This is a genomic window from Isoptericola sp. Y541 (assembly GCF_059445465.1).
Genome location: NZ_JCAIUJ010000006.1, coordinates 88,451 through 113,133, shown reverse-complemented (window position 1 = coordinate 113,133; position 24,683 = coordinate 88,451). Strand labels below are relative to the sequence as shown.

Genomic DNA, 24,683 nt, shown 5'->3' with positions numbered 1-24,683 from the left:
GGTCGCTCACCGGTCGCTCATCGGGTCCCCTGCGAGCACCGTGCGGGCCCGTGCGGTGAGGTCGTCCACGAGGCTCGCCCGCCACGCCGTCCAGCCGACCGGCCCGAGCGACGACGCGTCCGCCTCCGTCACCGCTCGCAGTGTCTCGAGCAGGTCCGGCCGGTGCTCCACGGCGTCGAGCAGCTCGCCCGTCGTGTCCGGGTCCTCGAGGTCGGCGGTGGTCGCCAGCCGGGCGAGGGTCAGGTGGTGGCGCACCACCACGCCGACGTCGTGCGCGACGGCGGCGCCGAACCCGGCCCGCGCCGCGATGCCCGGCGCGAGGCGTGCGCCCTCGACGGAGTGGTCAGTGCTCTGCGCGCCGCGGCGCTTGCCGATGTCGTGCAGCAGCGCGCTGAGCAGCAGCACCTCGGACGGCGCGGGGGCGACGCCGGCGTCGGCGGCCACCTGCCGGCGTACCCGGCCGGCGCGGGACGCCGTCTCGACGAGGTGCCTGTCCACGGTGTGCCGGTGGATCGCCGCACGCTGCGGGCGGTTGCGCACCCCCGCCCACTCCGGGACCCAGCTGGTCACGATGCCCGCCAGGTCCAGCGCCTCCCAGACCGGCACCTGCGCAGGGCCCGCGCCCAGCAGCGTCAGCAGGGCGGTGCGGGCGGCCTGCGGCCACGGCTCGGGCGGCGGCGTGCACTGCGCCAGCGAGTGCACGGTCACCGGCGAGAGCACCAGGCCCGTCCGGGCGGCGGTCGCCGCCGCCCGCAGCGATAGCAGCGGGTCCTCGGTCGGCTGCGCGCCCACCGCCAGCACGAGCTCGCCGTCGTGCTCCACCAGCCCGTCGCCCACCGAGCGCAGCCGCGGCGCAGACCGCCGCCCCCGCACGACGACGGGCCGGCGCAGCGCCGGCCGTTGCAGCGCCTGGCGGGCCCGGCGCACGGTCGAGTCCAGCGCGTAGGAGATCTCCCGCCCGGCCTCCGCGAGGCTCGCCAGCAGCTCGTCGGGATCGTCGTGGCCGCACCGCGCGGCGACCTCGTCCAGGTCGGCGAGGTGCAGCTTCGTGGAACGGCGCCGCGTCACGACGTGCACCGCGTCGCGCACGTCCAGCAGGTGCGCGTACGCCCGGTCCACCCGCCCGTGCGGGCGGTCGGTCAGCCAGGTCGCCGCCAGCGCGGACAGCAGCACCGCGTCGCGGATGCCGCCGCGCGACTCCTTGAGGTCTGGCTCGACGAGGTACGCGAGCTCACCGGCGCGCTCGGCGCGGCTGCGGGCACTGTTCAGCAGCTCCGGCAGGCGTCGCCGGGAGGCCGAGCGCCAGTCCGTGAGGATGGCGGACGCCGCGCGGTGCACCACGACCGCGTCGCCCGCCAGGGGCCGCACGTCCAGCCACCCGACGGCGGCGGGCAGGTCGGTGGAGGCGAGCCGGCGCGTCTGGCTCAGGGAGCGCACGGCGTGGTCGATGTCGACGCCCGAGTCCCACAGCGGATACCAGAGGGCGTCGGCCACGCGGGCGAGCTCCTCGGGCTCGTGCGTGCGGCCGTCGTGCACCAGCACGAGGTCGAGGTCGGACAGCGGCCCGAGCTCGGCGGCGCGGCCGAGGCTGCCGACGGCGGCCAGCGCGATGCCCGCGGGGTCGACGTCGGCCGTGGCGGCGTCGAACAGCGGCGTGATGCGTTCCGTGACGATCTGCTGCAGGGTCGTGCGCCGGGCGAGGCCCGACCGGCCGGGGCCGGTCAGGCCGTCCGCCGCGACGAGTAGGTCGGCCCGCAGCGCACCGACGGTGCCGCGCCGGCCCCGCGCCCCCGTGGCCGGGGTGCCGGGCTCGAGTTCGTCCGGTGCCGGGTGCGGCACGGCTAGAGCGCCGCGTCGCCGTGCTCGCCGGTGCGCACGCGCACCACGTCGTCGAGCGCGGTGGTCCACACCTTGCCGTCGCCGATGCGGCCGGTCTGGGCCGCCTTGACGACGACGTCCACGACGGTGGCCGCGTCCCTCTCCGCGACGAGTACCTCCACGCGCACCTTGGGGACCAGGTCCACGGTGTACTCCGCGCCGCGGTAGACCTCGGTGTGGCCCTTCTGTCGGCCGTAGCCGCTGGCCTCGCTGACCGTCATGCCGCGGATGCCGGCAGCCTCGAGGGCGGACTTCACGTCGTCCAGGCGATGGGGCTGGATGACACCGGTGACGAGCTTCATGCGCGAATCTCCTGAGCGAGGGAACCCTGCTGGATCGTCTCGTACGCGGTCTCGCTGTGCACCGCCAGGTCGACGCCCCCGACCTCGGCATCCTCGGAGATCCGCCAGCCCATGGTCGCCTTGAGGATCAACGCGATGATCGTCGTCATCACGAGGGAGAAGACGACCGCGATGACCGCGATGATCACCTGGACGGCCAGCTGCCCGGCACCGCCGCCGTAGAACAGGCCCGTCTCGGTGGCCAGGACGCCGATCGAGATGGTGCCCCACAGGCCGGCCACCAGGTGGACGCCCACGACGTCGAGCGAGTCGTCGTAGCCGAGCTTGTACTTCAGGCCGACGGCGAAGGCGGAGAGCACGCCCGCGATCGCGCCGACGAAGATCGAGCCGAACGGGCTGACCGAGCCTGCGGCCGGGGTGATCGCCACCAGACCGGCGACGACGCCGGACGCGGCGCCGAGCGAGGTCGCCGAGCCGTCGCGGAACTTCTCCACGAGCAGCCAGCCAAGGACGGCTGCGGCCGTCGCGACCGTGGTGTTGACCCACGCCAGGCCGGCGAACCCGTCCGCGGTGAACGCCGAGCCGCCGTTGAAGCCGAACCAGCCGAACCAGAGCAGGGCCGCGCCGAGCATGACGAGCGGCAGGTTGTGCGGACGCATCGGCTCGGAGCCGAAGCCCTTGCGCTTGCCCACCACGAGAGCGAGCACCAGCGCGGCCACACCCGCGTTGATGTGCACCACCGTGCCGCCGGCGAAGTCGATCGGCGTGGCGATCGACGCGAACGGACCGTCGCCCGAGAGCAGGCCGCCGCCCCACACCATGTGGGCCATCGGGAAGTAGCAGAGCGTCACCCAAAGGGCCACGAAGATCATCCAGGTGCCGAACCTGGCGCGGTCGGCGATCGCGCCGGAGATCAGCGCGACGGTGATGATGGCGAACGTGGCCTGGAAGCCCACGCCGACGATGCCCGGCACACCGAAGTCGTCGATGAGGAACTCACCGGACCCGTCGTAGACCGCGCCCTGGAGCGCGAACTGGTCGAACGGGTCGCCGAAGATCCCGCCGACGTCGGCACCGTAGGACATCGACCAGCCCCACAGCACGTAGATCACGCCGACGACGGCGAGCGCACCGAACGACATCATCATCATGTTCAGGACGGACTTGCCGCGCACCATGCCGCCGTAGAAGAGCGCGAGTCCAGGGGTCATCAGGAGCACGAGAGATGCCGACATCAGCATCCACGCGGTTGCTCCGGTGTCCAGCTCCATGAGTTGTTCCTCCCTCACCAGCCGGGCGGCCGGGTCGGGCACTACCGTGGGCGAACGGGATTTCCCCTGGACCGTTCTCGTGTGACGCGGGTGTGACAAACCCCCGCCACGCGTAAACGTTGCGTGACGGGGGCCGGTCGACGGGCCTTGCGAAGAGCCTCAGCCGATCCATCTGTCGGCCGAGCCTGCGGTTCCGCTTGGGGCGGGCGCCTCGTACCTCGGCCCCACCCTGCGCTGCACCTCCGCCGCAGCCGATCCATCTGTCGGCCGAGCCTGCGGTTCCGCTTCGGGCGGGCGCCTCGTACCTCGGCCCCACCCTGCGCTGCACCTCCGCCTCAGCCGAGCAGGCCGTCGACGAACTCCTCCGGGTCGAACGGCGCCAGGTCGTCCGGGCCCTCCCCCAGGCCGACGAGCTTCACGGGGACGCCCAGCTCGCGCTGCACTGCGACGACGATGCCGCCCTTGGCGGTGCCGTCGAGCTTGGTCAGCACGATGCCGGTGACGCCCGCGACCTCGCCGAAGACGCGCGCCTGGTTGAGCCCGTTCTGCCCGGTGGTGGCGTCGAGCACGAGGAGCACCTCGGCGAGCGGCGCCTCGCGCGTGATGACGCGCGTGATCTTGCCGAGCTCGTCCATGAGCCCCGCCTTGTTCTGCAGGCGGCCGGCGGTGTCGACGAGCACGACGTCGGTCCCCTCGGCGCTGCCCCGCTTCACGGCGTCGAACGCGACGGCGGCCGGGTCGGCCCCGTCACGGTCGGCGCGGACGGTCTCGACGCCCACGCGGGCGCCCCACGTCTGCAGCTGGTCGGCGGCCGCCGCGCGGAACGTGTCGGCGGCGCCGAGCACCACGGTCTTGTGCTCCGCGACGAGCACGCGCGCCAGCTTGCCCACCGTCGTCGTCTTGCCCGTGCCGTTGACGCCCACGACGAGCACCACCGCCGGGAGGCGCGTGCCGTCCTCGCCGACCGGGCCGGTCGTGGCCAGCTCGCGGTCGAAGGACGGGTCGACGACCTTGAGCAGCTCCTCGCGCAGGAGGTCGCGCACCGCCTTCGGGTCACGCACCCCGAGCACGCGCACGCGGGTGCGCAGGGCGTCGAGGAGCTCCTCGGCCGGGCCGGCGCCGATGTCGGCGAGCAGCAGCGTCTCCTCGAGCTCCTCCCAGTCGTCCTCGGTGAGGTGGTCGCGCGAGAGCACGCTGAGCAGCCGCGCCCCGAGCGGCGACCCGGAGCGGGCGAGCCGGTCGCGCAGGCGCACCATGCGGCCGGACACCGGCTCGGGGGTCTCGAGCGCGGGCGGGGCGGGCGGCGCGGACGGCTCGGCGACGGGCGGGGCGCCGGCCTCACCGGCGGCCACGTCGACGGTCTTCGCCTCGGGCGGCGCCGCGGCGCCGGCGCCGCGGCGCCGGCGCGACCGCGGGACGAGCAGGGCGGCGCCGCCGCCCACGACGACGATGACGCCGAGCAGGATCCAGAGCCAGAGCAGATCATTCACGCGCACAGTCTCCCAGAACCGAGCGACCTGCCCCCGACCGCCCGCACGTCACTCCGGCTTGCGGACCGTACCCACGTGCCAGGAGCTCCGCGCCTGCAGGCGGGCGCGGTGCAGGGCGTCCGTGAGCTCCTCGGGGTCCACGTAGCCGGGCGCGTCCTCGATGGTCGCGGCGAAGAACTCGTCCATGCCGGTCTCCATGGGGGCCGGCGTCCGGGCGCGTCTGCCGCGACCCCGTAGCCCGGAACGGAAGTCGCGCAGGAAGCGGCCGAGGCCAGGCGCCTCGTCGTCCTGACCCTCACGACGCTCCATGACGTTGGCCACGAGAAACACCACCGCGGCGAGCACGAGGGACCCGAGGACCCAGAGGACGAACGTGAGCATGGCCTTAGTCTCCCAGCGCGTCGGCGGTCTCGCGCATCCGCTGGGAGATGACGGTCGTCACACCGTCGCCGCGCATCGTTACGCCGTACAGCGCGTCCGCGACCTCCATCGTGCGCTTCTGGTGGGTGATGACGATGAGCTGGGAGTCCACCTGGAGCTCGCGGAAGATCTCGAGCAGCCGCCCCAGGTTGACGTCGTCCAGGGCGGCCTCGACCTCGTCCATCACGTAGAACGGGCTCGGGCGCGCCTTGAAGATCGACACGAGGAACGCGACCGCCGTCAGCGAGCGCTCCCCGCCCGACAGCAGGGACAGCCGCTTGACCTTCTTGCCCGCGGGCCGGGCCTCGACCTCGATGCCGGTGGTGAGCAGGTCGGCCGGCTCGGTGAGCACGAGCCGCCCCTCGCCGCCCGGGAAGAGCCGGCCGAAGACCCGCTCGAACTGCTCCGCCGTGTCGCGGAACGCCTCGGCGAACACCTGCTGCACGCGCTCGTCGATCTCCTCGACGATGTGCAGCAGGTCCTGGCGCGACTTCTTCAGGTCGGCAAGCTGCGTGGTGAGGAACTGGTGCCGCTCCTCGAGCGCCGCGAACTCCTCCAGCGCGAGCGGGTTCACCGCCCCGATCCGGGCCAGTGCCCGCTCCGCCGTCCGCAGCCGCTTCTCCTGCTCGGCACGCACATAGGGGATCTCGCTGGTGGTTTCGACAGGCTCAACCGACGACCCCGGTTCCTGATCCTGTCGAAGGGCGACGGGCTCAACCAGCGGAATCATGCGGTGCGGGCCGAACTCCTCGACGAGCGTGTCCGGGTCGCTGCCCACCTCGTCGACGGCCCTCGCCCGCAGCTGCTCCAGCCGCGCCTGCTGCTGGGCTCGCGCCACCTCGTCGCGGTGCGCGACGTCGGTGAGGTCGCGTAGCGCTCCCGCGAGCCGGTCGGCGTCGGCCCTTACGGTGTCCAGCTCCTGCTGGCACGCCGAGCGCGCCTCGTCGGCGGCGGCCCGCTCCGCCTGCGCCCGCTCGATCGAGCGGGCGAGGACGGCGAGCGCCTCGCCGGCGTCGTCGCGCACGGTCGCCGCTGTCCGCGCCTCGGCCGCGCGCCGCACCGCCCGCCGCTCGGCCTTCTCGCGCGCGGCCCGCTCCTGCTCGGCTGCGCGCGCGAGGCCCTGGGCGCGGCCCGAGACGGCCCGCGCCCGCTCCTCGCTGGTGCGCAGCTCCAGCCGGGCCTCGGTCTCCGTCCCCCGCGCCGCGGTGGCCGCCGCCTGCGCCTCGTCCCGCGCGGCCTGCGCCGTGGTCACCTGCTCCTCGGACTGGGCCGGCTCGGCCTCCGCGACCTCGAGGCGACGGGTCAGCTCGGCCAGCTCCGCCTCGTCGGCCTCCCGGCGCTCCGCCGCCTGGGCAAGGGTCGCCCGGTGCCGCCCCGCCTCCGCCAGCGCGGAGCGGTGCGCTGCGCCGAGGGTGCCGAGCTGCTCCGCCACCGCGGCCAGCGCCGCGTCGGACTCGTGCAGCTGCGCGAGGGTCCCGTCGTACGCGGCCTGGGCGGACTCGAGGCGCTCGCGCGCCCCGACCAGCTCGAAGCGGCAGCGCTCGCCGCGCGCCGTCGCGTCGTCGAGGCCGGTTCGCGCCTCGTCGAGGGCGGAGGTGAGGTGCAGCACGCTCGGAGCCGCCGCGGAGCCTCCCCACGCCCGCGACGTGCCGAGCAGGTCGCCGGCCCGCGTCACGGCCACCACGGCGGGTACGTCGTGCACGAGGGCGCGCGCCTGGGCGAGGTCGTCGACGACGACCACGTCCCGCAGGAGCGCGCGCAGCGGCGCAGCGGCGGGGCCGGCCACGCTCACGACGTCGACCGCCCGGCGTGCGCCGTCGGGCAGGTCGACGACCGCGGTGGTCTCGACGGGCTCGACCGACGACGCCGCGCCCACGACGAGACCCGCGCGCCCGGCGTCCTCGTCCCGCAACCGGCGCAGCGCGTCGACGGCCGCGTCCAGGTCGCGCACCGCGACGGCGTCCGCGACCGGGCCGAGCGCCGCCGTGACGGCGTCCTCGAAGCCCGCCTCGACACCGACCAGCGCCGCCACCGAGCCGAGCACTCCGGGCAGATCGCCGGCGAGCAGCGCGCCGGCGCCGTCCTTGCGGTCGAGGCTGAGCTCCAGCGCCTCCACGCGGGCGCTCCAGGTGGCACGGTCGCGCTCGGCCTCGGCGGCACGTGCGTCGAGGTCCTGCACGGCCTCCTGCGCCTCCGCGACGGCCGCCGTCGCCGACTCGTGCCGGGCGTCCAGGTCCTCCTCGCCCTCCTCGGCGCCCACGACCTGAACCTCCAGCGCGCCGAACTCGCGCGCGGCCTCCCCTGCCCGGCGCTCGGCCTCCTGGAGGACGGCCTGCGCCCGCTCCAGCTCCGCGTCGGCGGCCTCGACCCGGCTCCGGCGCGCGGCCACCTGCCCGAACAGCCGGGCCAGCCCCTCGCGCCGGTCGGCGGCGCCGCGATGCAGCGTCGCGAGCTCGCGCTCCGCGGCGTCGGCGGCCTTCTCCGCGTCCGTGCGGGCGCCCACCGCCCGCTCCAGCGTGGCCCCCGCGCGCGCGACCTCACGGTGGAGCTCCGCCTCCGTGACACGCGCCCGCTCCGCCTGCGCGTCGAGATCCGCCGGGTCCTGCCCGCGGTGCTCCGGCTCGGCCGCGCCGAGCAGGCGCACCCGCTCGTCGGCCAGGGTCGCCAGGCCGCGCAGCCGCTCGCGCAGCGCGCTCAGCGCGTGGAAGGCGTCCGACGAGCGGCTCGCCTCCGCCACCGCACCGGACGCCGCGACCTCGAGGCGCACGACGTGCTCCCGCGCGCGGGTCAGCGCCTGCTCCGTCTCCTGCTGCCGCTCGCGCAGCACAGCCTCGTCCGCCCGCTCCTGGCTCATCTGCGCCGTGAGCCGGGCCAGGTCGTCGGCCAGCAGGCGGGACCGCGCGTCGCGCAGGTCCACCTGGACCGTGCGCGCCTTGCGGGCCGCCTCGGCCTGCCGGCCCAGCGGGCCGAGCTGGCGGCGCAGCTCCGCGGTCAGGTCGGTGAGACGGGCCAGGTTGCCCTGCATCGCCTCGAGCTTGCGGAGCGCCTTCTCCTTGCGCTTGCGGTGCTTGAGGACGCCGGCGGCCTCCTCGATGAAGCCGCGTCGGTCATCGGGGGTGGCGCGCAGCACCGCGTCGAGCTGGCCCTGCCCGACGACGACGTGCATCTCGCGGCCGATGCCGGAGTCGCTCAGCAGCTCCTGGATGTCCAGCAACCGGCAGGAGCTGCCGTTGATCGCGTACTCGGAGCCACCGCTGCGGAACAACGTGCGGGAGATCGTGACCTCGGTGTACTCGATGGGCAGCGCGCCGTCGGTGTTGTCGATCGTGAGCGCCACCTCGGCCCGGCCGAGCGGCGGGCGGCCGGAGGTGCCCGCGAAGATGACGTCCTCCATCTTGCCGCCGCGCAGCGACTTGACCCCCTGCTCGCCCATCACCCACGCGAGCGCGTCGACGACGTTCGACTTGCCCGACCCGTTGGGCCCGACCACGCAGGTGATGCCCGGCTCGAGGTTCAGCGTCGTCGCCGAGGCGAACGACTTGAAGCCTCGGAGCGTGAGGGTCTTGAGGTGCACCCGGCGAGCGTAACCGCCGGGGGGCCGCAATCCGCGGAACTCCGCCGGTCCCGCCCGGATCAGAGTCCGGGGAACCAGAGCCCGATCTCGCGGGTGGCCGACTCGGGCGCGTCGGAGCCGTGCACCAGGTTCTGCTGCACCCTCAGCCCCCAGTCGCGACCGAGGTCGCCTCGGATGGTGCCCGGAGCGGCGTCCGTCGGGTTGGTCGCGCCCGCGAGGGAGCGAAAGCCGGGGATGACGCCCTGCCCCTCGGCGACGACGGCGAGCGTCGGGCCGGAGAGCATGAAGTCGACGAGCGGCTGGTAGAAGGGCTTGCCCTCGTGCTCGGCGTAGTGCGCGGCCAGGAGCTCGGTGGTGGCCTGCTTGAGCTCCACGGCGACGAGCGTGTACCCCTTGGCCTCGATGCGCCGCAGCACCTCGCCGGACAGCCCGCGGCGCACGCCGTCGGGCTTGACGAGCACCAGGGTGCGCTCGACGGCGTCGGTCCGTTCGGGGGTGGTGGGCTCGGCGGGCAGGGCGGTGTCTGCGACGTCGGTCATGGCAGGAAGCCTATCGGCGCGCGACCCGTGCCCCGCCCCACGGCCCGACGGGACCTCAGAGGTTCGGGGCCGTCTCCGGGTGCTGCGCGTCGTACTCGGCGCGCTCCCGGTCGATCCGCCCGCCGAGGCGCATCGAGATCACCCACATGACGACGAAGATCACACCGACGACGAACATCATCGGCAGCAGGAGCCCCATGGCGAGCACCGGGACCTGCACGACCGTCCCCGCGTAGTAGCCCACCGACGTGCCGACGATCCGGGACATCACCAGCAGCACCACGAACAGCACGCCGATGACGGTCCACAGGGCTACCGGGGACTCGATGACCAGGGGACCGCGCTCGTAGCCGGAGTTCCGCAGCCCGTAGAGGGCGACGCCGGCGAACAGCACCACGAAGGCCTCCAGCTGCAGCATCATCGACGTGAACTGCACCTTGGCGGGCTTGCGGGGCTTGATGCGGTCCCCCTGGCGGGGACGGTCGTCCTTGCTCACGACCCCACGATATCCGCGCGCTCGCGGGTGCCGGGACCGTCGTCGTCACCCACGGCCTCCGCCGGCACCGCCTCGGCCGGGCTCGCGGCGGCGCCGTCGGCCTCGCCGCGCGCCTTCGCCGGGTCCTCGACCGCCTCGCCGCGCGCCACCATGCCGGCGACGTCGGACAGCTTGATCACGGGCAGGAAGATCGCGAGCGCCAGGCCGACCGCCACGAGCGGCACCAGGTACCAGAACGACGGCGCCAGCGAGTCGGCGTACGCGTCGATCACGCCCGACTTGAAGGGCTCGGGCAGCTGCTGCACCGCGGCCGGCGTGAGGCTGGCCTCGGACCCGGCTCCCCCACCGGGTGCCCCGGCGAAGACGCCCTGCAGGTTGTCCGTGAGACGCGTGGTGAAGATCGTGGTGAACAGGGCGGAGCCCACCGCCGCACCGATCTCACGGAAGAAGTTGTTCGCGCTGGTCGCGGTGCCGAGCTCGTGCGGGTCCACGGCGTTCTGCACGGCGAGCACGATGGTCTGCATCACCAGGCCCATGCCGGCGCCGAGGGTGAAGATCATCGCGCCGAACAGCCACATGGACATGTCGCCCGACAGGGTCGTCAGCCAGACCATCGCCAGGCCCACGACGACCAGGCCCGCGACCGGGTACATCTTGTACCGGCCGGTCTTGGAGATCGCGATACCCGACACGATGGAGGTGAGCATCATGCCCGCCATCATCGGCAGCATCAGCCAGCCGGACTCGGTGACGCCGGCGCCCGTGGACATCTGCAGGAACGTGGGGATCATCGCCATGGCCGAGAACATGCCCATGCCGAGCACCAGGCCGATGAGCGTGGTGATGGTGAAGGTGCGGTTCTTGAACAGGCGCAGCGGGATCAGCGGCTCGGCGGCTCGTGTCTCGGCCATGATGAAGGCCACGACGGCGACCAGCGTCAGGACGGCGAGCCCGCTCAGGCGCCAGTTCCCCCAGTCGTAGCCGCTCGAGGAGAGCGACTCCCAGCTCGTGAGCAGCACGATGCCCATGGTCGCGACCGCCATGGTGACGATGCCGGGCCAGTCCACGGGGCGCGACGAGCGGTGCGACGGGAGCTTGAGGGCGAACCATGCGATCGCGAACGCGGCGATGCCGATCGGGATGTTGAGCCAGAAGGTCCAGCGCCAGCCCGGACCCTCGGTGAGCCAGCCGCCGAGCAGCGGGCCGAGCACGGCGGAGATGCCGAAGAGCGCACCGAGCGGCCCCATGTACTTGCCGCGCTCGGACGCGGGCACGATGTCGGCGATGATCGACTGCGACAGGATCATCAGCCCGCCGCCGCCGAGGCCCTGCACGGCGCGCCAGATGACGAGCTCGGGCATGCTCTGCGCGAAACCGGCCCCCAGCGAGGCCAGCGTGAACAGGCCGATCGCGACGAGGAACGGCCAGCGCCGCCCGTACAGGTCACCGAACTTGCCGTACAACGGCATGCCGATGGCGACGGCGAGGATGTAGGCCGTGATGACCCACCCCTGGTGCTCGACGCCGTTGAGCTCGCCGACGATCGTGGGCATCGCGGTGCCGACGATCGTCTGGTCGAGGGAGGACAGGAACATCGACGCCATCAGGGCGCCGAAGATCAACCAGACGGTGCGCTGCGTCAGGACGACGAGCGGCTTGTCCGGCGCGGCAGGAGCGGCATGGCTCATGAGGACACCTCGGATCGGTGGCGCTCGGGGCGCCGGGGACTGACGGGCTGGGGGCGTGCGACGCGGGTGCCTGGTAGCACCCGGGCGTCACGCCGTGAGGATGGCGGCCAGCTGGCCGACGACGTGCGGCACGTGGTCGCCCACGTCGCCGTCGTGACCTGCGCGGCCCCAGTCGTCCATCGCGGCTCGCGTGAGGACGAAGACGACCATGGCGCACATCTCGGGGTCGGCCGGCAGAGGAACCGCCTCGTGCCGCCGCTCGAACAGGGCGACGATCTGGGTCTTGTGCCGCTCGAACCAGGCGAAGTGCCGGCCGAGCAGACGCGGTTCGAGCTGCAGGATCTCGAGCACCTGCTCACCGTGGTGCTGTCCCGGTCCGGCGAAGGCCTCGAGCAGCGAGCGCACCAGCACCTCGAGGTCCGCCACGAGACGGCCGGAGGGGCCGCCCGCCGCGAAGGCCTCACGGACCTCGGGGGTGAGCTCGAACGACCCCTGGCCGAGCACCGCGTCGTCCTTCGACTCGAAGTAGTTGAAGAACGTGCGCGGGGAGATCTGTGCGGCTTCCGCGATCTCCTCCACCGTCACCGCGTCGAGGCCCCGTTCGAGCACGAAGCGCTGGGCGGCGTCGACGATCGCGTCGGTGCGAGCGCGCTTCTTGCGCTCACGCAGGCCGAGATCGCCGGCACCAGAGGGGGGAGTCACGAGATAATGATGCATCAGCTGCAATTTTGCACCAAGTGCAAAATACTGTGAGGGTGATCACATCTCGCCGAACCCGCCCTCGATCAGACCGACGATCGTCGCGACCGCGTCCCGCGCGTCGGCGCCACGCGCCGCCACCTCGACCTCTGTGCCGGCCGCGGTACCCAGGGACATCAGCCGCAGCACGCTGGTGGCGTCCACGCCCTGGAGCGTCACGGGGCCTTGGAACGCCGCCGCGGCGCGGGCCACCACCGCCGCGGGCCGCGCGTGCAGGCCGAGCGGGTTGCGGATCACGACCCGCGCCGTCACCGCGTCACCGCCACCGTTACCGCCACCTGCTGGGGCCGCGGCGGCGGCGGGCGACACCGCCGGCGCGCCCGCCCCCTCGGCCGCGGCCAGCACGGCGCCCAGGCCCTCCCCCTGCTGCGCAGCGACGGCGGCCGCCACCGCGCCCTCGACGAACGGCGCGGACGCCAGCCGCACCCGGGCGGCCAGATCGTCGTCCAGCTCCAGCGCCGTCTCGACGGTCAGCACTGCGGACCCCAGGTCGGCCAGCACCACCACGCCGTCGGACCCGGGCAGCACGCGGCCGAGCGCCTCCTGCACCACCTCCAGCGAGGTGCCCAGGCCGCCGTCCCCGTCGCCGGCCCCGCAGACCACGAGGACGTCGGGGGCCATCTCGCCGGCCAGCTCGGCCGCCCCCTCAGCGAGCTTCTCCGAGTGGGAGACCAGCAGCAGCCCGACGCTCACGCCGAACCCGCTCCCGGCTTCTCGGCCGATTCGTCGGGCGCGTCACCAGCGTCGGGCGCGTCACCAGCGTCGAGGGCGGCGTCCAGCGCCGCCCTGAGAAGCAGCGCCGTCGACCGCGCGCCCGGGTCCTCGTGGCCCGCGCTCCGCTCCCCCAGGTAGGACGCCCGGCCCTTGGTCGCCACCATCGGGATCGTGCCCGTCGCTCCGGCGTCCGCCGCCTCGGCCGCTACCCGTAGCACCTCGACGGGGCCGCTGCCCGCGTCGGCGGCGGCAGTCGCCGCCTCGACCGCGGGCGCGAGCGCGTCGACCATCGTCTTCTCCCCGACCACGGCCTTGCCGCGGGAGGTCACGCCCTCGAGCGCGGCGTCGAGCAGGACGACGACCCCGGACTCGTCGATGGTCGGGCGAGCCGAGCGCTTCGCCGCCCGCAGGAACGCCGTCCCGTAGAGCGGACCCGACGCGCCGCCGACCTTGGACATCAAGGTGGTGGCGACGAGCATGAGCACGTCGCCCACGTTGGAGCGTTCCGCGGCCGTCGGCTCGTCGAGCTTGACGAGGACGGCCTGGAAGCCGCGGTGCAGGTTCTCCCCGTGATCACCGTCCCCGATCTGCCGGTCGAGCTCGGTCAGCTCGCCCTTCGCCTCCGCGACGACGTCGGCGGTACGCCGTACCCAACGCTCCGCCCATGCCACGTCGAGCCCCATGACCGCCTGCCTCCTCGAGTCGGGGCGCCCCCAGGACGCCCGTCACCAGCGCAACGCCGCCGTGCGCACCGGCGCGTCCCACAGCTCCCGCAGCTCGTCGTCCAGCCGCAGCAGCGTGATCGACGCGCCCTGCATCTCCAGCGACGTCACGTAATTGCCGACGAGCGACCGGGAGACGGTGACACCGCGCTCCGCGAGCAGCCCGCGCGCTCGACCATAGACGACGTACAGCTCCGACAGCGGAGTCCCGCCCATCCCGTTGACGAACAGCAGCACGTCCTCGCCGCCCGCGAGCCCGAGGTCGTCGCCCACCGGGTCGAGCAGGCTCCGCGTGATATCGGCGACGCCGGTGAACGGGACCCGGCGGCGACCCGGCTCGCCGTGGATGCCGATGCCGATCTCGACCTCGTTGTCCGGCAGGTCGAAGGAGGGCTTGCCCACGTGGGGCACGGTGCACGCGGAGAGCGCGACCCCCATGGTGCGCACGTTCGCCACCACCCGGCCGGCCACCTCCGTCACCGCGCCGAGGTCGTCGCCGCGGGCTGCGGCGGCCCCCGCGATCTTCTCGACACATACGGTGCCGGCCACACCGCGCCGGCCCGCCGTGTACAGCGAGTCCTCGACCGCGACGTCGTCGTTGACCAGGATGGACGTGACCTGCGAGCCCTCCGCCTCGACCAGCTCCACCGCGGTCTCGAAGTTGAGCACGTCGCCCGTGTAGTTCTTCACGATCGCGAGCACGCCGGCGCCGGTGTCCGAGGCCAGGACCGCGGGCACGATCTGGTCCGGGGTGGGCGACGTGAAGACCGCGCCGGGCACGGCGGCATCGAGCATCCCGTCGCCGACGAACCCCGCGTGCAGCGGCTCGTGTCCCGATCCGCCACCGCTGACGAGTCCGACCTTGCCCGGCACGGGGCCGCCCGCACGGGACACGTACAGGGGCGCCCTGTGCACCTGCACCAGGTCGGCGTGCGCCAGCCCGAACCCCGTGATCGAGTCGGTCACCGCATCGGCGGGATCGTCGAGCAGCTTCTTCATGGCGGTGCCTCCTCGGTCGCAGCGCGTCGCGGGTCGCCTCGGCGCGTCGCGGCGACGCTCCCGTGGCGTGCCCCCATCCAACACCCGCCGCCGGCGCCCTGCAGCATCCGGCGGCGCTCCGACCGGGCGATCGTCCGGGCGCGAAGCGTCAGCCGCGCCCGAGGAGAATCCGGGTGTCGGCCACCGTGATGACCGAACCCGTGACCAGCACCCCGCGACCCGCGCCCACGCCCACCCGGTCGCCGCGCTCGGCCAGGTCGGCGGCCACCTGCAGCGCCTCGTCGAGGCGCGTCGTCGTGTGTACCCGGTCCTCGCCGAAGATCTCGCGTGCCAGCTCGGCCAGCTCCTCGGGGTCGGCCGACCGGTCCGAGGAGTTCCGCGTCAGCACGATCTCGGCGAGCGTCGGCTCGAGCGTGGACAGCATGCCCTCCGCGTCCTTGTCCGCCATGACCGCCACCACCCCGACGAGCTGCGAGAGCTCGAACGCCTCCTCGAGCGCCTCCACCAGCGCCTGCGCGCCGTGCGGGTTGTGCGCGGCGTCGACGATCACGGTGGGGCTGGACCGGACGACCTCGAGCCGTCCCGGCACCGTGACGTCCGCGAACGCCACCTCCACGACGCCGCCGTCCAGGGCGCGGCCGCCCAGCAGGGCCTCGACGGCAACGAGCGCCAGCAGCGCGTTGTGGGCCTGGTGCTCTCCGTGCAGCGGCACGAGCACCTCGGTGTACAACCCGGCCGGCGTCTGCAGGTCCACGAGCTGGCCGCCCACCGCGACGTGCCGCGCGGCCACGGCGAGGTCCACGCCCTCGCGCAGCAGGTGCGCCGATACCTCGGCGGCGCGCTCGCGCAGGATCTCGTCGACCACGGGCTGCTGCTCGGCGCTGACCACCGTGGCCCGCTCCTTGATGATGCCGACCTTCTCCGTCGCGATCGCGGCCAGGGTCGAGCCGAGCCAGCGCTCGTGGTCGATGCCCACCGGGGTCAGCACGGCGACCTCGCCGTCCACGACGTTGGTCGAGTCCCAGCGCCCGCCCATGCCGACCTCGATCACGGCGACGTCCACGGGCGCGTCCGCGAAGGCCGCGATCGCCATCACCGTGAGCACCTCGAAGAAGCTCAGGCGCGGGCCGTCGGTCTCCTGGGACTCGCGGTCGGCCACCCCGATGTAGGGGGCGACGTCCTCCCACACCTCGACGAACCGGGCCGCGCTGAGCGGCTCCCCGTCCACCTGGATCCGCTCGGTGACGCTCGTCAGGTGCGGCGACGTGAAGAGGCCGGTGCGCAGCCCGTGCTCGCGCACCAGGCGCTCCGTCATGCGCGCCGTCGAGGACTTGCCGTTCGTGCCCGTCAGGTGGACGGCGCGGAACGAGAGCTGCGGGTCGCCCAGCAGCTCCAGCACGCGCTGGACTCGTCCCAGGGTCGGGTCGATGTCGTGCTCCGGCGCGCGCGACATGATCTCGGCGTAGACCTCGCGCAGCAGCTCCTGCGCGACGGCGTCCTCCGCTGCGTGGCGGGCGGCCTTGCGCTCCTCGGCACCGGCCTTGCGCGCGGCGGACGAGGGCTTGTTCTCAGCGTCGGGGGTCACCCCCCGAGGATAGGCGCTCGGCGTCCCCGGTCTCAGCGCGGCTCGAGCACGACGACGGGCGTCTCGCGGGCGCGGTGCGCGGCGAACCGGTCGATCTCGCCCCAGCCCCGGGAGGCACCGCACAGCGCCCAGAGGCGCTGCCGCTCCTCGCCGGCCGCCTCGCTGCCGCGGACCGGTCTGGGGCCGTCGACGGTGTCGACGTCGGCCTGCGGGTGCGCACGCAGGTTGAGCCACCACGCCGGCGGCGGGTCGCCCCAGCCGTTCATGGCCAGGGTGACGTAGCGACCGCCGTCCTCGACGTAACCGAGGATGACCGCGCGCTCCTGGCCCGACCGGCGGCCGACCACCCGCAGCCGCAGGAGGCCGAAGCCGCCCGGCCTCGGCCTCCGCAGCAGGAAGCGGCCCCCCGCGAGGTGGTACATCCCGCGCTGGAGCTTCCACGCCGACCGGACGAACCAGCGCGGGGGCAGCCAGGGGCGCCCCGCGTCGGAGTCCTGGTCGGGGGTGGTGGGGCTCGCGTCCATGGCGTCCTCCGGTACGGTCCGTGCCGTCAGCCCTAGGGTGCCACCACGCCCCGTCCGGCGGAACGTCAGCCGGCGCGGTTCACCCGCACCGTCCGCTCGCCGTCCTCGCCCGTCGACCCGGCCGTCACCGTGAGCGACACCGCGAGCGTCTCGCGCGCGATGAGCTCCCGGTACGCCTCGACGGCGGGCACGTGGTCGGCGGGCACGACGAGGGCGAGCTCGATGCGGTCGCTCACCTCGAGGCCGGCGGCCTTGCGGGCGTCCTGCACGTCGCGGATGACGTCGCGGGCGTAGCCCTCGGCGCGCAGCGCGTCGTCGAGCGCGAGGTCGAGGACGACGAACCCGCCACCGGGCAGGACGGAGGCGGCACGGGTCTCGACAGGCTCGACCGACGACCCGGTGCCCACCACGGTCGTGAGGTCGTACTCGGACTCCAGCAGCGGCTCGAGGCCCGCCTCCGTGGTCACGACCACCGCGCCGTTCTCGTCACGCGTCCACGCCCCGGCCTTCGCGGCCCTGATGACCGCCTGCACGCCGCGGCCCAGGCGCGGCCCGGCGGCGCGGGCGTTCACCGCGAGCCGCTCGGTGATGCCGAACCGCTCGGAGGCCTCGGCGTCGGCCTCGACGAGGTCCACGGCCTTGACGTTGAGCTCGGAGGTCAGCAGACCCACGTAGTCCGCGAGCGCCTCCGGGTCCGGCACGGCCACGGTCAGCCGGGCCAGCGGCTGGCGCACGCGCAGCTGGTTCGCCTTGCGCAGCGCGAGCGCGCTGGAGACGACGGCCCGCACCTCGTCCATGGCCGCGACCAGCTCGTCGTCGCGCACCAGGGCCGGCTCCACGACCCCCGCCGCACCCTCCGACGTCGCCGGCCAGTCCGTGAGGTGCACCGAGCGCCCGCCGGTGAGCCCGCGCCAGACCTCCTCGGTCAGGAGCGGGGCGAGCGGGGCCATGACGCGGGTCAGGGCCTCGAGCGCGGTGTACAGGGTGTCGAACGCGTCGGCGTCCTCCTCCCAGAAGCGGTCGCGCTGGGTGCGCACGTACCAGTTGGTGAGGGCGTCCAGGTGCTCGCGCACCGACTCGCAGGCGCCGGCGATGTCGTAGGCGTCGAGCTGCGCCGTGACCGTCGCGACGAGGTCGTGCGTGCGCGCCAGCAGGTACCGGTCGAGGGCCGGCAGGCCGGCCGCGCGCTCCGGCGTGACGGGCTTCGCGGTGTAGCCCGTGCCGCCGCCCTCGGAACCGCCCGCGCTGTTCGCGTACAGGGTGAAGAAGTAGTACGTGCTCCACAGCGGCAGCAGCACCTGCCGCACGGCGTCGCGGATGCCGTCCTCCGTGACGACGAGGTTGCCGCCGCGCAGGATGGGGCTCGCCATGAGGAACCAGCGCATCGCGTCCGAGCCGTCGCGATCGAAGACCTCGGAGACGTCGGGGTAGTTGCGCAGCGACTTGCTCATCTTGCGGCCGTCGGAGCCCAGCACGATGCCGTGCGAGACGGCGCTGCGGAACGCGGGGCGGTCGAACAGCGCGGTGGCGAGCACATGCAGCGTGTAGAACCAGCCGCGGGTCTGGCCGATGTACTCGACGATGAAGTCGCCCGGGTAGTGGTGCTCGAACCAGTCGGCGTTCTCGAACGGGTAATGCACCTGGGCGTACGGCATCGAGCCGGAGTCCACCCACACGTCCATGACGTCCTCGACGCGGCGCATCGTGGACTTCCCGGTCGGGTCGTCGGGGTTGGGGCGCACCAGGTCGTCGACGAAGGGGCGGTGCAGGTCCGGCTCGCCGTCCGGGCCCAGGGGCAGTCGGCCGAAGTCGGCCTCGATCTGCCCGAGCGACCCGTAGACGTCGATGCGCGGGTACGCCGGGTCGTCCGACTTCCACACCGGCACGGGCGATCCCCAGAACCGGTTGCGGGTGATCGACCAGTCGCGGGCGTTCTCCAGCCACTTGCCGAACTGGCCGTGCTTGATGTGCTCGGGCGTCCAGGAGATCTGCTCGGCCAGCTCGAGCATGCGCTCCTTGATCTTGGTGACCTCGACGAACCACGACGACACGCCCATGTAGATGAGCGGCTGCCGGCAGCGCCAGCAGTGCGGGTAGGAGTGCGCGTACGACTCGCGGCGCAGCAGCACCGTGCCGGACGTCGTGGAGCCGGCCTCCGCCTCCCCGCGGGTGCGTGCCTTGAGGTGGTCGATGATCGGCAGGTTCGCGTCGAAGACCTGCAGCCCCGCGTACTCGTCGACGGGGTGCGTGAACTTGCCGTCCGCGCCCACGGGCATCACGGACGCGACGCCCTCGCGGTCGCAGACGATCTTGTCGTCCTCGCCGAACGCGCCGGCGCTGTGCACCAGGCCGGTGCCGTCCGTCGTCGTGACGAAGTCCGCCTCCACCACGCGGTGCGCACGCTCGCGCCCCTCGTAGTAGCTGAACGGCGGGGCGTACGACACACCGAGCAGGTCGCGGCCGGTGAGCTGCCCGACGACGCGCGGCGCGTCCTCGCCCTCGTCCGTGAGCTCTCGGGCGTAGCCGTCGACACGCGCCGCGGCGAGCACGTAGCGCTGCGGCGTGCCCGTGAACGACGACTCGACGACGACGTAGTCGATGTCCAGCCCCACCATGACCAGCAGGTTGGACGGCAGCGTCCAGGGCGTCGTCGTCCAGATGAGCAGCTTGTCGCCGGGGCGGACCCCGCCGCCGTCCTTGCCGGTCGAGCCCGCGCCGTCCTGAGCCTGTCGAAGGGTCGAGACCACGTCGAAGCCCACCGTGACCGCCGGGTCCTGCCGGGTCTGGTAGACGTCGTCGTCCATGCGCAGCTCGTGGTTGCTGAGCGGCGTCTGGTCGTTCCAGCAGTACGGCAGCACGCGGAAGTCCTCGTAGACGAGGCCCTTGTCGTACAGGGTCTTGAAGCCCCAGAGCACGGACTCCATGTACGTGGCGTTGAGCGTCTTGTAGTCGTGGTCGAAGTCGACCCAGCGCGCCTGGCGGGTCACGTAGTCGCGCCAGTCCGAGGTGTAGCGCAGCACCGACGCGCGGCAGGCGGCGTTGAACTTCTCGATGCCCAGCTCGACGATCTCGTCCTTGGTCTTGATGCCGAGCTGGCTCATCGCCTCGAGCTCGGCCGGCAGGCCGTGCGTGTCCCAGCCGAACCGGCGCTCCACGTGCTTGCCGCGCATGGTCTGGTAGCGCGGCACGACGTCCTTCGCGTACCCGGTGAGCAGGTGGCCGTAGTGCGGCAGGCCGTTGGCGAACGGCGGGCCGTCGTAGAAGACGAACTCGTTGCTGCCGTCCTGGCCCGCCGGGTTCTTCGCGACCGACGCGCGGAACGTGTCGTCGGCGGCCCAGAAGTCCAGGATCTCCCGCTCGATAGCCGGCAGGTCCGGGGACGCGGGGACGCCGGCGATGCCGAAGGCTGCGCCCTGCTGATCGGCCGTCTGGTCGGGCTGCGGGTCGGACGAGCGGTGCTGGGGGTAGGCCATGGGGGGGCTCCTGTGCGAACGAGCTGGCGGTGGTACGGGTCGACGTCGCTGCTGCCGTGCGAGGACGATGCCCCCGCCCGAAGGCGCGGGTCCCGCGGTACCACCCCGCTTGCGGACGTCGATGGTGCTGACACCCGCCGCTCGTTCACGGCTGTGACGGGCCTACCCGTCCGGTTCTACTAAGGCTGAGGTGCGGCCGGTTCTTCCGGAGGCTCACCGGTGATGGCCGGGTCGATGCCTGTGGGTCCATGGTAGCGAGGCGCGCAACCCGGTTCGCATCCCTGCGGTACATGGCGGCGTGCTCGTGCGGCGGCAGGTGCCACACCGCGCCCCGCGCCCGGCATTTCGGCAGCCTCACGTCGGCCTGAGGGCTAGAACATACGTTCGATTTCCGGTATCGTTGATCCATGACGACGACGCATCCCGAGCAGGCCGGCACACCCGCCGCCGCGGGTGCGTGGCGCGCCGAGCTCGACCGGCTGCTCGGGTTGGATCTGGGCCCCCTGCCCGTCGCCCAGGCCGCCGAGGTCGATCGCGCACGGGCGGTCCTCGCCGGCGAGGATCCCCGCGGCCGTTTCGCTGACGACGCCATCGACGCGTTCGTCCCACCGGGACCCAGCGCCGGACGCGGGGACGGTTCCAGCAGCTCCACGGTCGCGCGCCTGCCGAGCCTCGACGACACCATGGCGAGGCTGGAGGCGGTGCAGGCGCAGATCGCGCGCCTCGAGGCCGAGCGCGCGGCACTGGCGGCGCGCCTCGCGGCCCAGGCCGCGGAGTGCGAGAGCGCGCTCCTCGACGAGTCGGACCCGATGACCGCCCGCGCGGACACCGCCCGCCGGGACGAGCTGGCGTACCGAGCCGTGGTCGCGGACCTGGCCACCGCCCTGCACCTCGGCGAGACCGCCGCCGGCACCCTGCTCGACCACGCGTGCACCCTCACTGACCACGCCCCGCGGATGCTCGCCCTCCTCGCCGAGGGACGCACCTCCTGGCGGCACGCGAGCATCCTCGCGGGCCAGGTCGGCGATCTCGATCCCGCCGCCGCTCGCTCCGTGGAGACCGGCGTCCTGCACGCCGCGACCACGAGCACCCCCGCCCAGTTCGTCCGCGCCGTCCGCCGCGCCCGCGACCTGGCACACCCCACACCCCTGGACGTCCGGCACGCGGACGCCCGCCGCCACCGCGGCGTGTGGGTCGACCCCGGCCGCGACGGCATGGCGTGGCTCACCGCGCACCTGCCCGCCGTGCACGCCCACGCCGTCGCCGATCGGCTCGACGTGCTCGCCGACCGCCTCCACGACGACGGCGACCCCCGCTGTCGCGGGGAGCTGCGCGCCGACGCGCTGACGGACCTCCTCCTCGACGACGGCACCCTCGATCTCCCGCCCGGCACCGGCGCCCCCGGATCGCTCGCGCCCCTGGCCCGCGCCGTCCGTCCGCGCGTGAACGTCACCGTCCCCGTCCTGAGCCTGCTCGGGATCACGGACGCCCCGGCGATCCTGGACGGGCACGTCCCGATCGACGCCGAGACCGCCCGGTCCCTGTGCGCCCACGCGCCGTCCTTCCGGCGCATCCTCACGCACCCCGAGACGGGCGTCGTGCTGTCCGTGGGGCGCAGCTCCTACGTCGTCCCCGCGGACCTGCGGGCGCTCCTGGCCGAGCGGGACGCGACCTGCCGCTTCCCCGGCTGCACCCGCCCCGCCGCCCGCAGCGACGTCGACCACACGGTGGCGTGGGCCGACGGCGGACAGACGCGGGCGGACAACCTGGCCCATCTGTGCCGCCGACATCACGTGACGAAGCACAGCACGCGGTGGACGGTCTGCCAGGTCGCCGGCACAGCCACGAGGAGCGACCCGCCCGACGGCACGCTCGAGTGGACGTCGCCGACGGGGCGGGTCCACCTCACGGAGCCCACCCGACCCGAGACCACCCGGCACAGGGCACCGCCGCAGCCCTTCCTGCCCGACGACCGCCCGCCGCCGTTCTGACGCGCCCGGCCGTAACGCGACGCCCTGACCATCCCTGACGGCCTGCTCGCGTTCGCGCTCGTCGCCGGGCTGCTGACGATCGTCCCCGGGCTCGACACCGCACTCGTGCGGCGCAGCACCGTCGCCCGCTCGCGCTCGCAAGGGTTCGCGGCGTTGCTCGGGATCCAGTTCGGCACGCTGACCTGGGGCGTCGCCGCCGCCGCCGGCGGCGCGGCCGCGCTGCTCGCCGCCAGCCAGACCGCCTACCGCGTGCTCACCGTCGCCGGCGCCGCCTACCTGGTCTGGTTGGGCGTGTCGATGATCCGAGGGTCGTTCCGCCGCGCCCGCGGGGACGACGCCGAGCCGGACGTGCCGCTCCCCACGGGCGACCGACGGCGCGACTTCACGATGGGCCTGGGCACCAACCTGATGAACCCCAGGGTCGGCGTGTTCTCCGTCGCGACGATCCCGCAGTTCGTGCCCGAGGGCGTGAACCCGCTGCTCATGGGCGCGTGCCCTCGCGCTGGTGCACTGCGTGCTGGGATCGGCATGGCTGTCCCTGGTCGCGCTCGGCGCCGGGTACCTCGGGCCGCGTCTGCGCCGGTCGTCCGCCGTGCGCTGGGTCGACCGCGTCACCGGCGGCGCGCTCGTCCTCTTCGGCGCCCGCCTGGCCGCGACCGCCAGGACCTGACGTCAGCGGCCCTCGGTCGTCCGTCCCTCACTGGATCGTGAGCTCGATGGTGTGCCAGCCGCTGGCGCCGTCGGGGGCGGGCGGCGCCTGCTCCTCGGTCTGGACGGTCCCGTCCGCGTCCGTCATGCGGACCGCGACGAGGTGGTCGCCCGGCGTGGCGTCCCAGTCGAGGCGCCACTGTCGCCAGGTGTCGGGGCTGACCGTGTCGGCGATCTCGGCCGCGACCCACGCGCCGTCGTCCACCCGCACCTCGACGCCCGCGACGCCGGTGTGCTGCGCCCACGCGACGCCGGCGAGGGTCACGGTCCCGGCGGGCAGGTCGTCGCCCGGGCGCGGGACGTCGATGCGCGACGAGAGCTTGATCGGCCCGAGCGCCGACCAGCCGCGCGGCGTCCAGTACGCCTGGTCGTCGGTAAACCGGGTGACCTTGAGCTCGGTGACCCACTTGGTCGCCGACACGTACCCGTACAGCCCCGGCACGACGAGCCGCGCGGGGAAGCCGTGCTCGGCCGGCAGCGGCTCGCCGTTCATGCCGATCGCGAGCAGGCAGTCGCGGCCGGCCTCCTGCAGCACCTCCAGGGGCGTGCCGGCGGTGAAACCGTCCGTGCTGCGCGACAGCACCATGTCGGCGCCGACCTGCGGCTTCGCCCGGGCGAGGAGCTCGCGGACGGGGTACCCGAGCCACAGCGCGTTGCCGATGAGGTCGCCGCCCACCTGGTTGGAGACGCACGCGAGCGTGACGTGGTGCTCTTCGAGGGGCAGTGCCAGCAGGTCGTCCCAGGTGAGCGTGAACGGCTCGTCCACCAGGCCCGACACCGTCAGCGTCCAGTCGCCGGGGTCCACCTGCGGCACGACCAGCGCGGTGTCGATCCGGTAGAACTCCGGGTTCGGCGTGACGTAGGGGGCCGCGCCCGCCACGCCGAGGTCCGCGCCGGCCGGCACGGCGGGTGCGGGCACCGACGGGCGGGGCAGCCGGATCGCGTCGCGCGCCGCCTGCACGGCCCGGCCGCCCGCCGACACCGCGCGCGACGCCGCGACGCCCACGACCGCCCCCACGGCGGTCAGCGCGGTCCAGGTGAGGAAGCGTCGCCGGTCGAGGGGCTCCCCCGCGGCACGCGGCTCCGTGAGGTCGACCTCCGGTGCCGGCAGCGCCTGCAGCAACGCCCGGAGCAGCGCGACGGCGGCCCCGACACCGACGAGGCCGGGCAGCGCCCAGGCGATGTTCGCCCCGGGCCGGCCGGCGGCGAGGACCGCCGCTACGACGCCAACAGCGAGCAGCAGCACGACGCCCCAGGGCGGGCGGCGGCGCTCCAGGAGCCCGGCGAGCGCCGCCCCCACCAGCGCCACGACGCCCATCACGGCGAGCAGCACGGCCTTGTCGGCCGTGCCGAACCAGGAGACCGCGAGCTCCTTGAGCCAGCCCGGCACGCCGTCGACGACGGTCGCCCCCGCGGCGAGGACCGGGCTCGACGACGGGTCGACGACCGCCGCGACCAGCTCGGCCACCGCGAGCCCGGCCGCCGTCGCGACCGCGCCCGCGAGCGCCGCCCACCACCCGTCATGCGTGCGGCGCCTCATCGGTGACGGT

General features: G+C 73.8%; 19 protein-coding genes. 2 read left to right on the top strand and 17 right to left on the bottom strand.

Annotated features, from left to right (window positions below):
• Positions 1 to 6: 6 nt before the first annotated feature.
• The 16 genes from AC1C2V_RS14140 to ileS form a co-directional block, all read right to left on the bottom strand.
• Positions 7 to 1,839 carry a [protein-PII] uridylyltransferase family protein gene (locus tag AC1C2V_RS14140; protein ID WP_495390261.1) on the bottom strand — a complete coding sequence of 611 codons (1,833 nt, stop codon included), beginning with the start codon at positions 1,837 to 1,839 and terminating at the stop codon, positions 7 to 9.
• A gap of 2 nt (positions 1,840 to 1,841) precedes the next feature.
• The gene (locus tag AC1C2V_RS14135) at positions 1,842 to 2,180 is read right to left on the bottom strand and encodes a P-II family nitrogen regulator (protein WP_495390260.1); all 339 of its coding nucleotides are present in this window, start codon (positions 2,178 to 2,180) and stop codon (positions 1,842 to 1,844) included.
• Positions 2,177 to 3,451 carry an ammonium transporter gene (locus AC1C2V_RS14130; protein WP_495390259.1) on the bottom strand — a complete coding sequence of 425 codons (1,275 nt, stop codon included), beginning with the start codon at positions 3,449 to 3,451 and terminating at the stop codon, positions 2,177 to 2,179. The genes AC1C2V_RS14135 and AC1C2V_RS14130 overlap by 4 nt, the downstream gene beginning before the upstream one ends.
• 335 nt (positions 3,452 to 3,786) lie before the next feature.
• On the bottom strand, positions 3,787 to 4,941 hold the full coding sequence (gene ftsY / locus AC1C2V_RS14125) for a signal recognition particle-docking protein FtsY (RefSeq protein WP_495390258.1): 1,155 nt from the start codon (positions 4,939 to 4,941) through the stop codon (positions 3,787 to 3,789).
• A 48-nt stretch (positions 4,942 to 4,989) separates the two neighbouring features.
• Positions 4,990 to 5,322, bottom strand: a complete 333-nt coding sequence (locus AC1C2V_RS14120; protein ID WP_495390257.1) for a hypothetical protein — start codon at positions 5,320 to 5,322, stop codon at positions 4,990 to 4,992.
• Between the two features lie 4 nt (positions 5,323 to 5,326).
• The gene (gene smc, locus AC1C2V_RS14115; RefSeq protein WP_495390256.1) at positions 5,327 to 8,935 is read right to left on the bottom strand and encodes a chromosome segregation protein SMC; all 3,609 of its coding nucleotides are present in this window, start codon (positions 8,933 to 8,935) and stop codon (positions 5,327 to 5,329) included.
• Positions 8,936 to 8,994: 59 nt separating this feature from the next.
• Complete coding sequence (ndk, locus tag AC1C2V_RS14110) at positions 8,995 to 9,474, bottom strand: nucleoside-diphosphate kinase (protein WP_495390255.1); 480 nt, start codon at positions 9,472 to 9,474, stop codon at positions 8,995 to 8,997.
• A gap of 55 nt (positions 9,475 to 9,529) precedes the next feature.
• Positions 9,530 to 9,970 (bottom strand): DUF4233 domain-containing protein, encoded by a 441-nt coding sequence (locus AC1C2V_RS14105; RefSeq protein WP_495390254.1) that lies wholly within the window; start codon positions 9,968 to 9,970, stop codon positions 9,530 to 9,532.
• Complete coding sequence (locus tag AC1C2V_RS14100) at positions 9,967 to 11,658, bottom strand: MDR family MFS transporter (RefSeq protein ID WP_495390253.1); 1,692 nt, start codon at positions 11,656 to 11,658, stop codon at positions 9,967 to 9,969. Before AC1C2V_RS14100 ends, AC1C2V_RS14105 begins: the two co-directional genes overlap by 4 nt.
• Positions 11,659 to 11,745: 87 nt before the next feature.
• Positions 11,746 to 12,360 (bottom strand): TetR/AcrR family transcriptional regulator, encoded by a 615-nt coding sequence (locus AC1C2V_RS14095; protein WP_495390252.1) that lies wholly within the window; start codon positions 12,358 to 12,360, stop codon positions 11,746 to 11,748.
• A gap of 57 nt (positions 12,361 to 12,417) precedes the next feature.
• On the bottom strand, positions 12,418 to 13,110 hold the full coding sequence (gene dhaM / locus AC1C2V_RS14090; protein ID WP_495390251.1) for a dihydroxyacetone kinase phosphoryl donor subunit DhaM: 693 nt from the start codon (positions 13,108 to 13,110) through the stop codon (positions 12,418 to 12,420).
• On the bottom strand, positions 13,107 to 13,814 hold the full coding sequence (gene dhaL, locus AC1C2V_RS14085) for a dihydroxyacetone kinase subunit DhaL (RefSeq protein ID WP_495390250.1): 708 nt from the start codon (positions 13,812 to 13,814) through the stop codon (positions 13,107 to 13,109). The genes dhaM and dhaL overlap by 4 nt, the downstream gene beginning before the upstream one ends.
• 42 nt (positions 13,815 to 13,856) lie before the next feature.
• Complete coding sequence (gene dhaK / locus AC1C2V_RS14080) at positions 13,857 to 14,852, bottom strand: dihydroxyacetone kinase subunit DhaK (RefSeq protein ID WP_495390249.1); 996 nt, start codon at positions 14,850 to 14,852, stop codon at positions 13,857 to 13,859.
• A gap of 148 nt (positions 14,853 to 15,000) precedes the next feature.
• The gene (locus tag AC1C2V_RS14075; protein WP_495390248.1) at positions 15,001 to 16,437 is read right to left on the bottom strand and encodes a bifunctional folylpolyglutamate synthase/dihydrofolate synthase; all 1,437 of its coding nucleotides are present in this window, start codon (positions 16,435 to 16,437) and stop codon (positions 15,001 to 15,003) included.
• 32 nt (positions 16,438 to 16,469) lie between these two features.
• On the bottom strand, positions 16,470 to 16,961 hold the full coding sequence (locus AC1C2V_RS14070) for a nitroreductase/quinone reductase family protein (protein WP_495390247.1): 492 nt from the start codon (positions 16,959 to 16,961) through the stop codon (positions 16,470 to 16,472).
• A gap of 65 nt (positions 16,962 to 17,026) precedes the next feature.
• The gene (gene ileS / locus AC1C2V_RS14065) at positions 17,027 to 20,434 is read right to left on the bottom strand and encodes an isoleucine--tRNA ligase (RefSeq protein WP_495390246.1); all 3,408 of its coding nucleotides are present in this window, start codon (positions 20,432 to 20,434) and stop codon (positions 17,027 to 17,029) included.
• A 407-nt stretch (positions 20,435 to 20,841) separates the two neighbouring features.
• On the opposite strand from ileS, the gene AC1C2V_RS14060 reads away from it, so the two are divergent.
• Complete coding sequence (locus tag AC1C2V_RS14060; RefSeq protein ID WP_495390245.1) at positions 20,842 to 22,425, top strand: HNH endonuclease signature motif containing protein; 1,584 nt, start codon at positions 20,842 to 20,844, stop codon at positions 22,423 to 22,425.
• 105 nt (positions 22,426 to 22,530) lie between these two features.
• Positions 22,531 to 23,136, top strand: coding sequence for a LysE family translocator (locus AC1C2V_RS14055; RefSeq protein ID WP_495390244.1), 606 nt, complete (start codon positions 22,531 to 22,533; stop codon positions 23,134 to 23,136).
• Here the strand turns inward: AC1C2V_RS14055 and AC1C2V_RS14050 are convergent.
• Positions 23,123 to 24,673, bottom strand: a complete 1,551-nt coding sequence (locus tag AC1C2V_RS14050) for a molybdopterin-dependent oxidoreductase (RefSeq protein ID WP_495390243.1) — start codon at positions 24,671 to 24,673, stop codon at positions 23,123 to 23,125. The two genes, AC1C2V_RS14055 and AC1C2V_RS14050, sit on opposite strands and share 14 nt — an antisense overlap.
• Between the last annotated feature and the right edge of the window lie 10 nt (positions 24,674 to 24,683).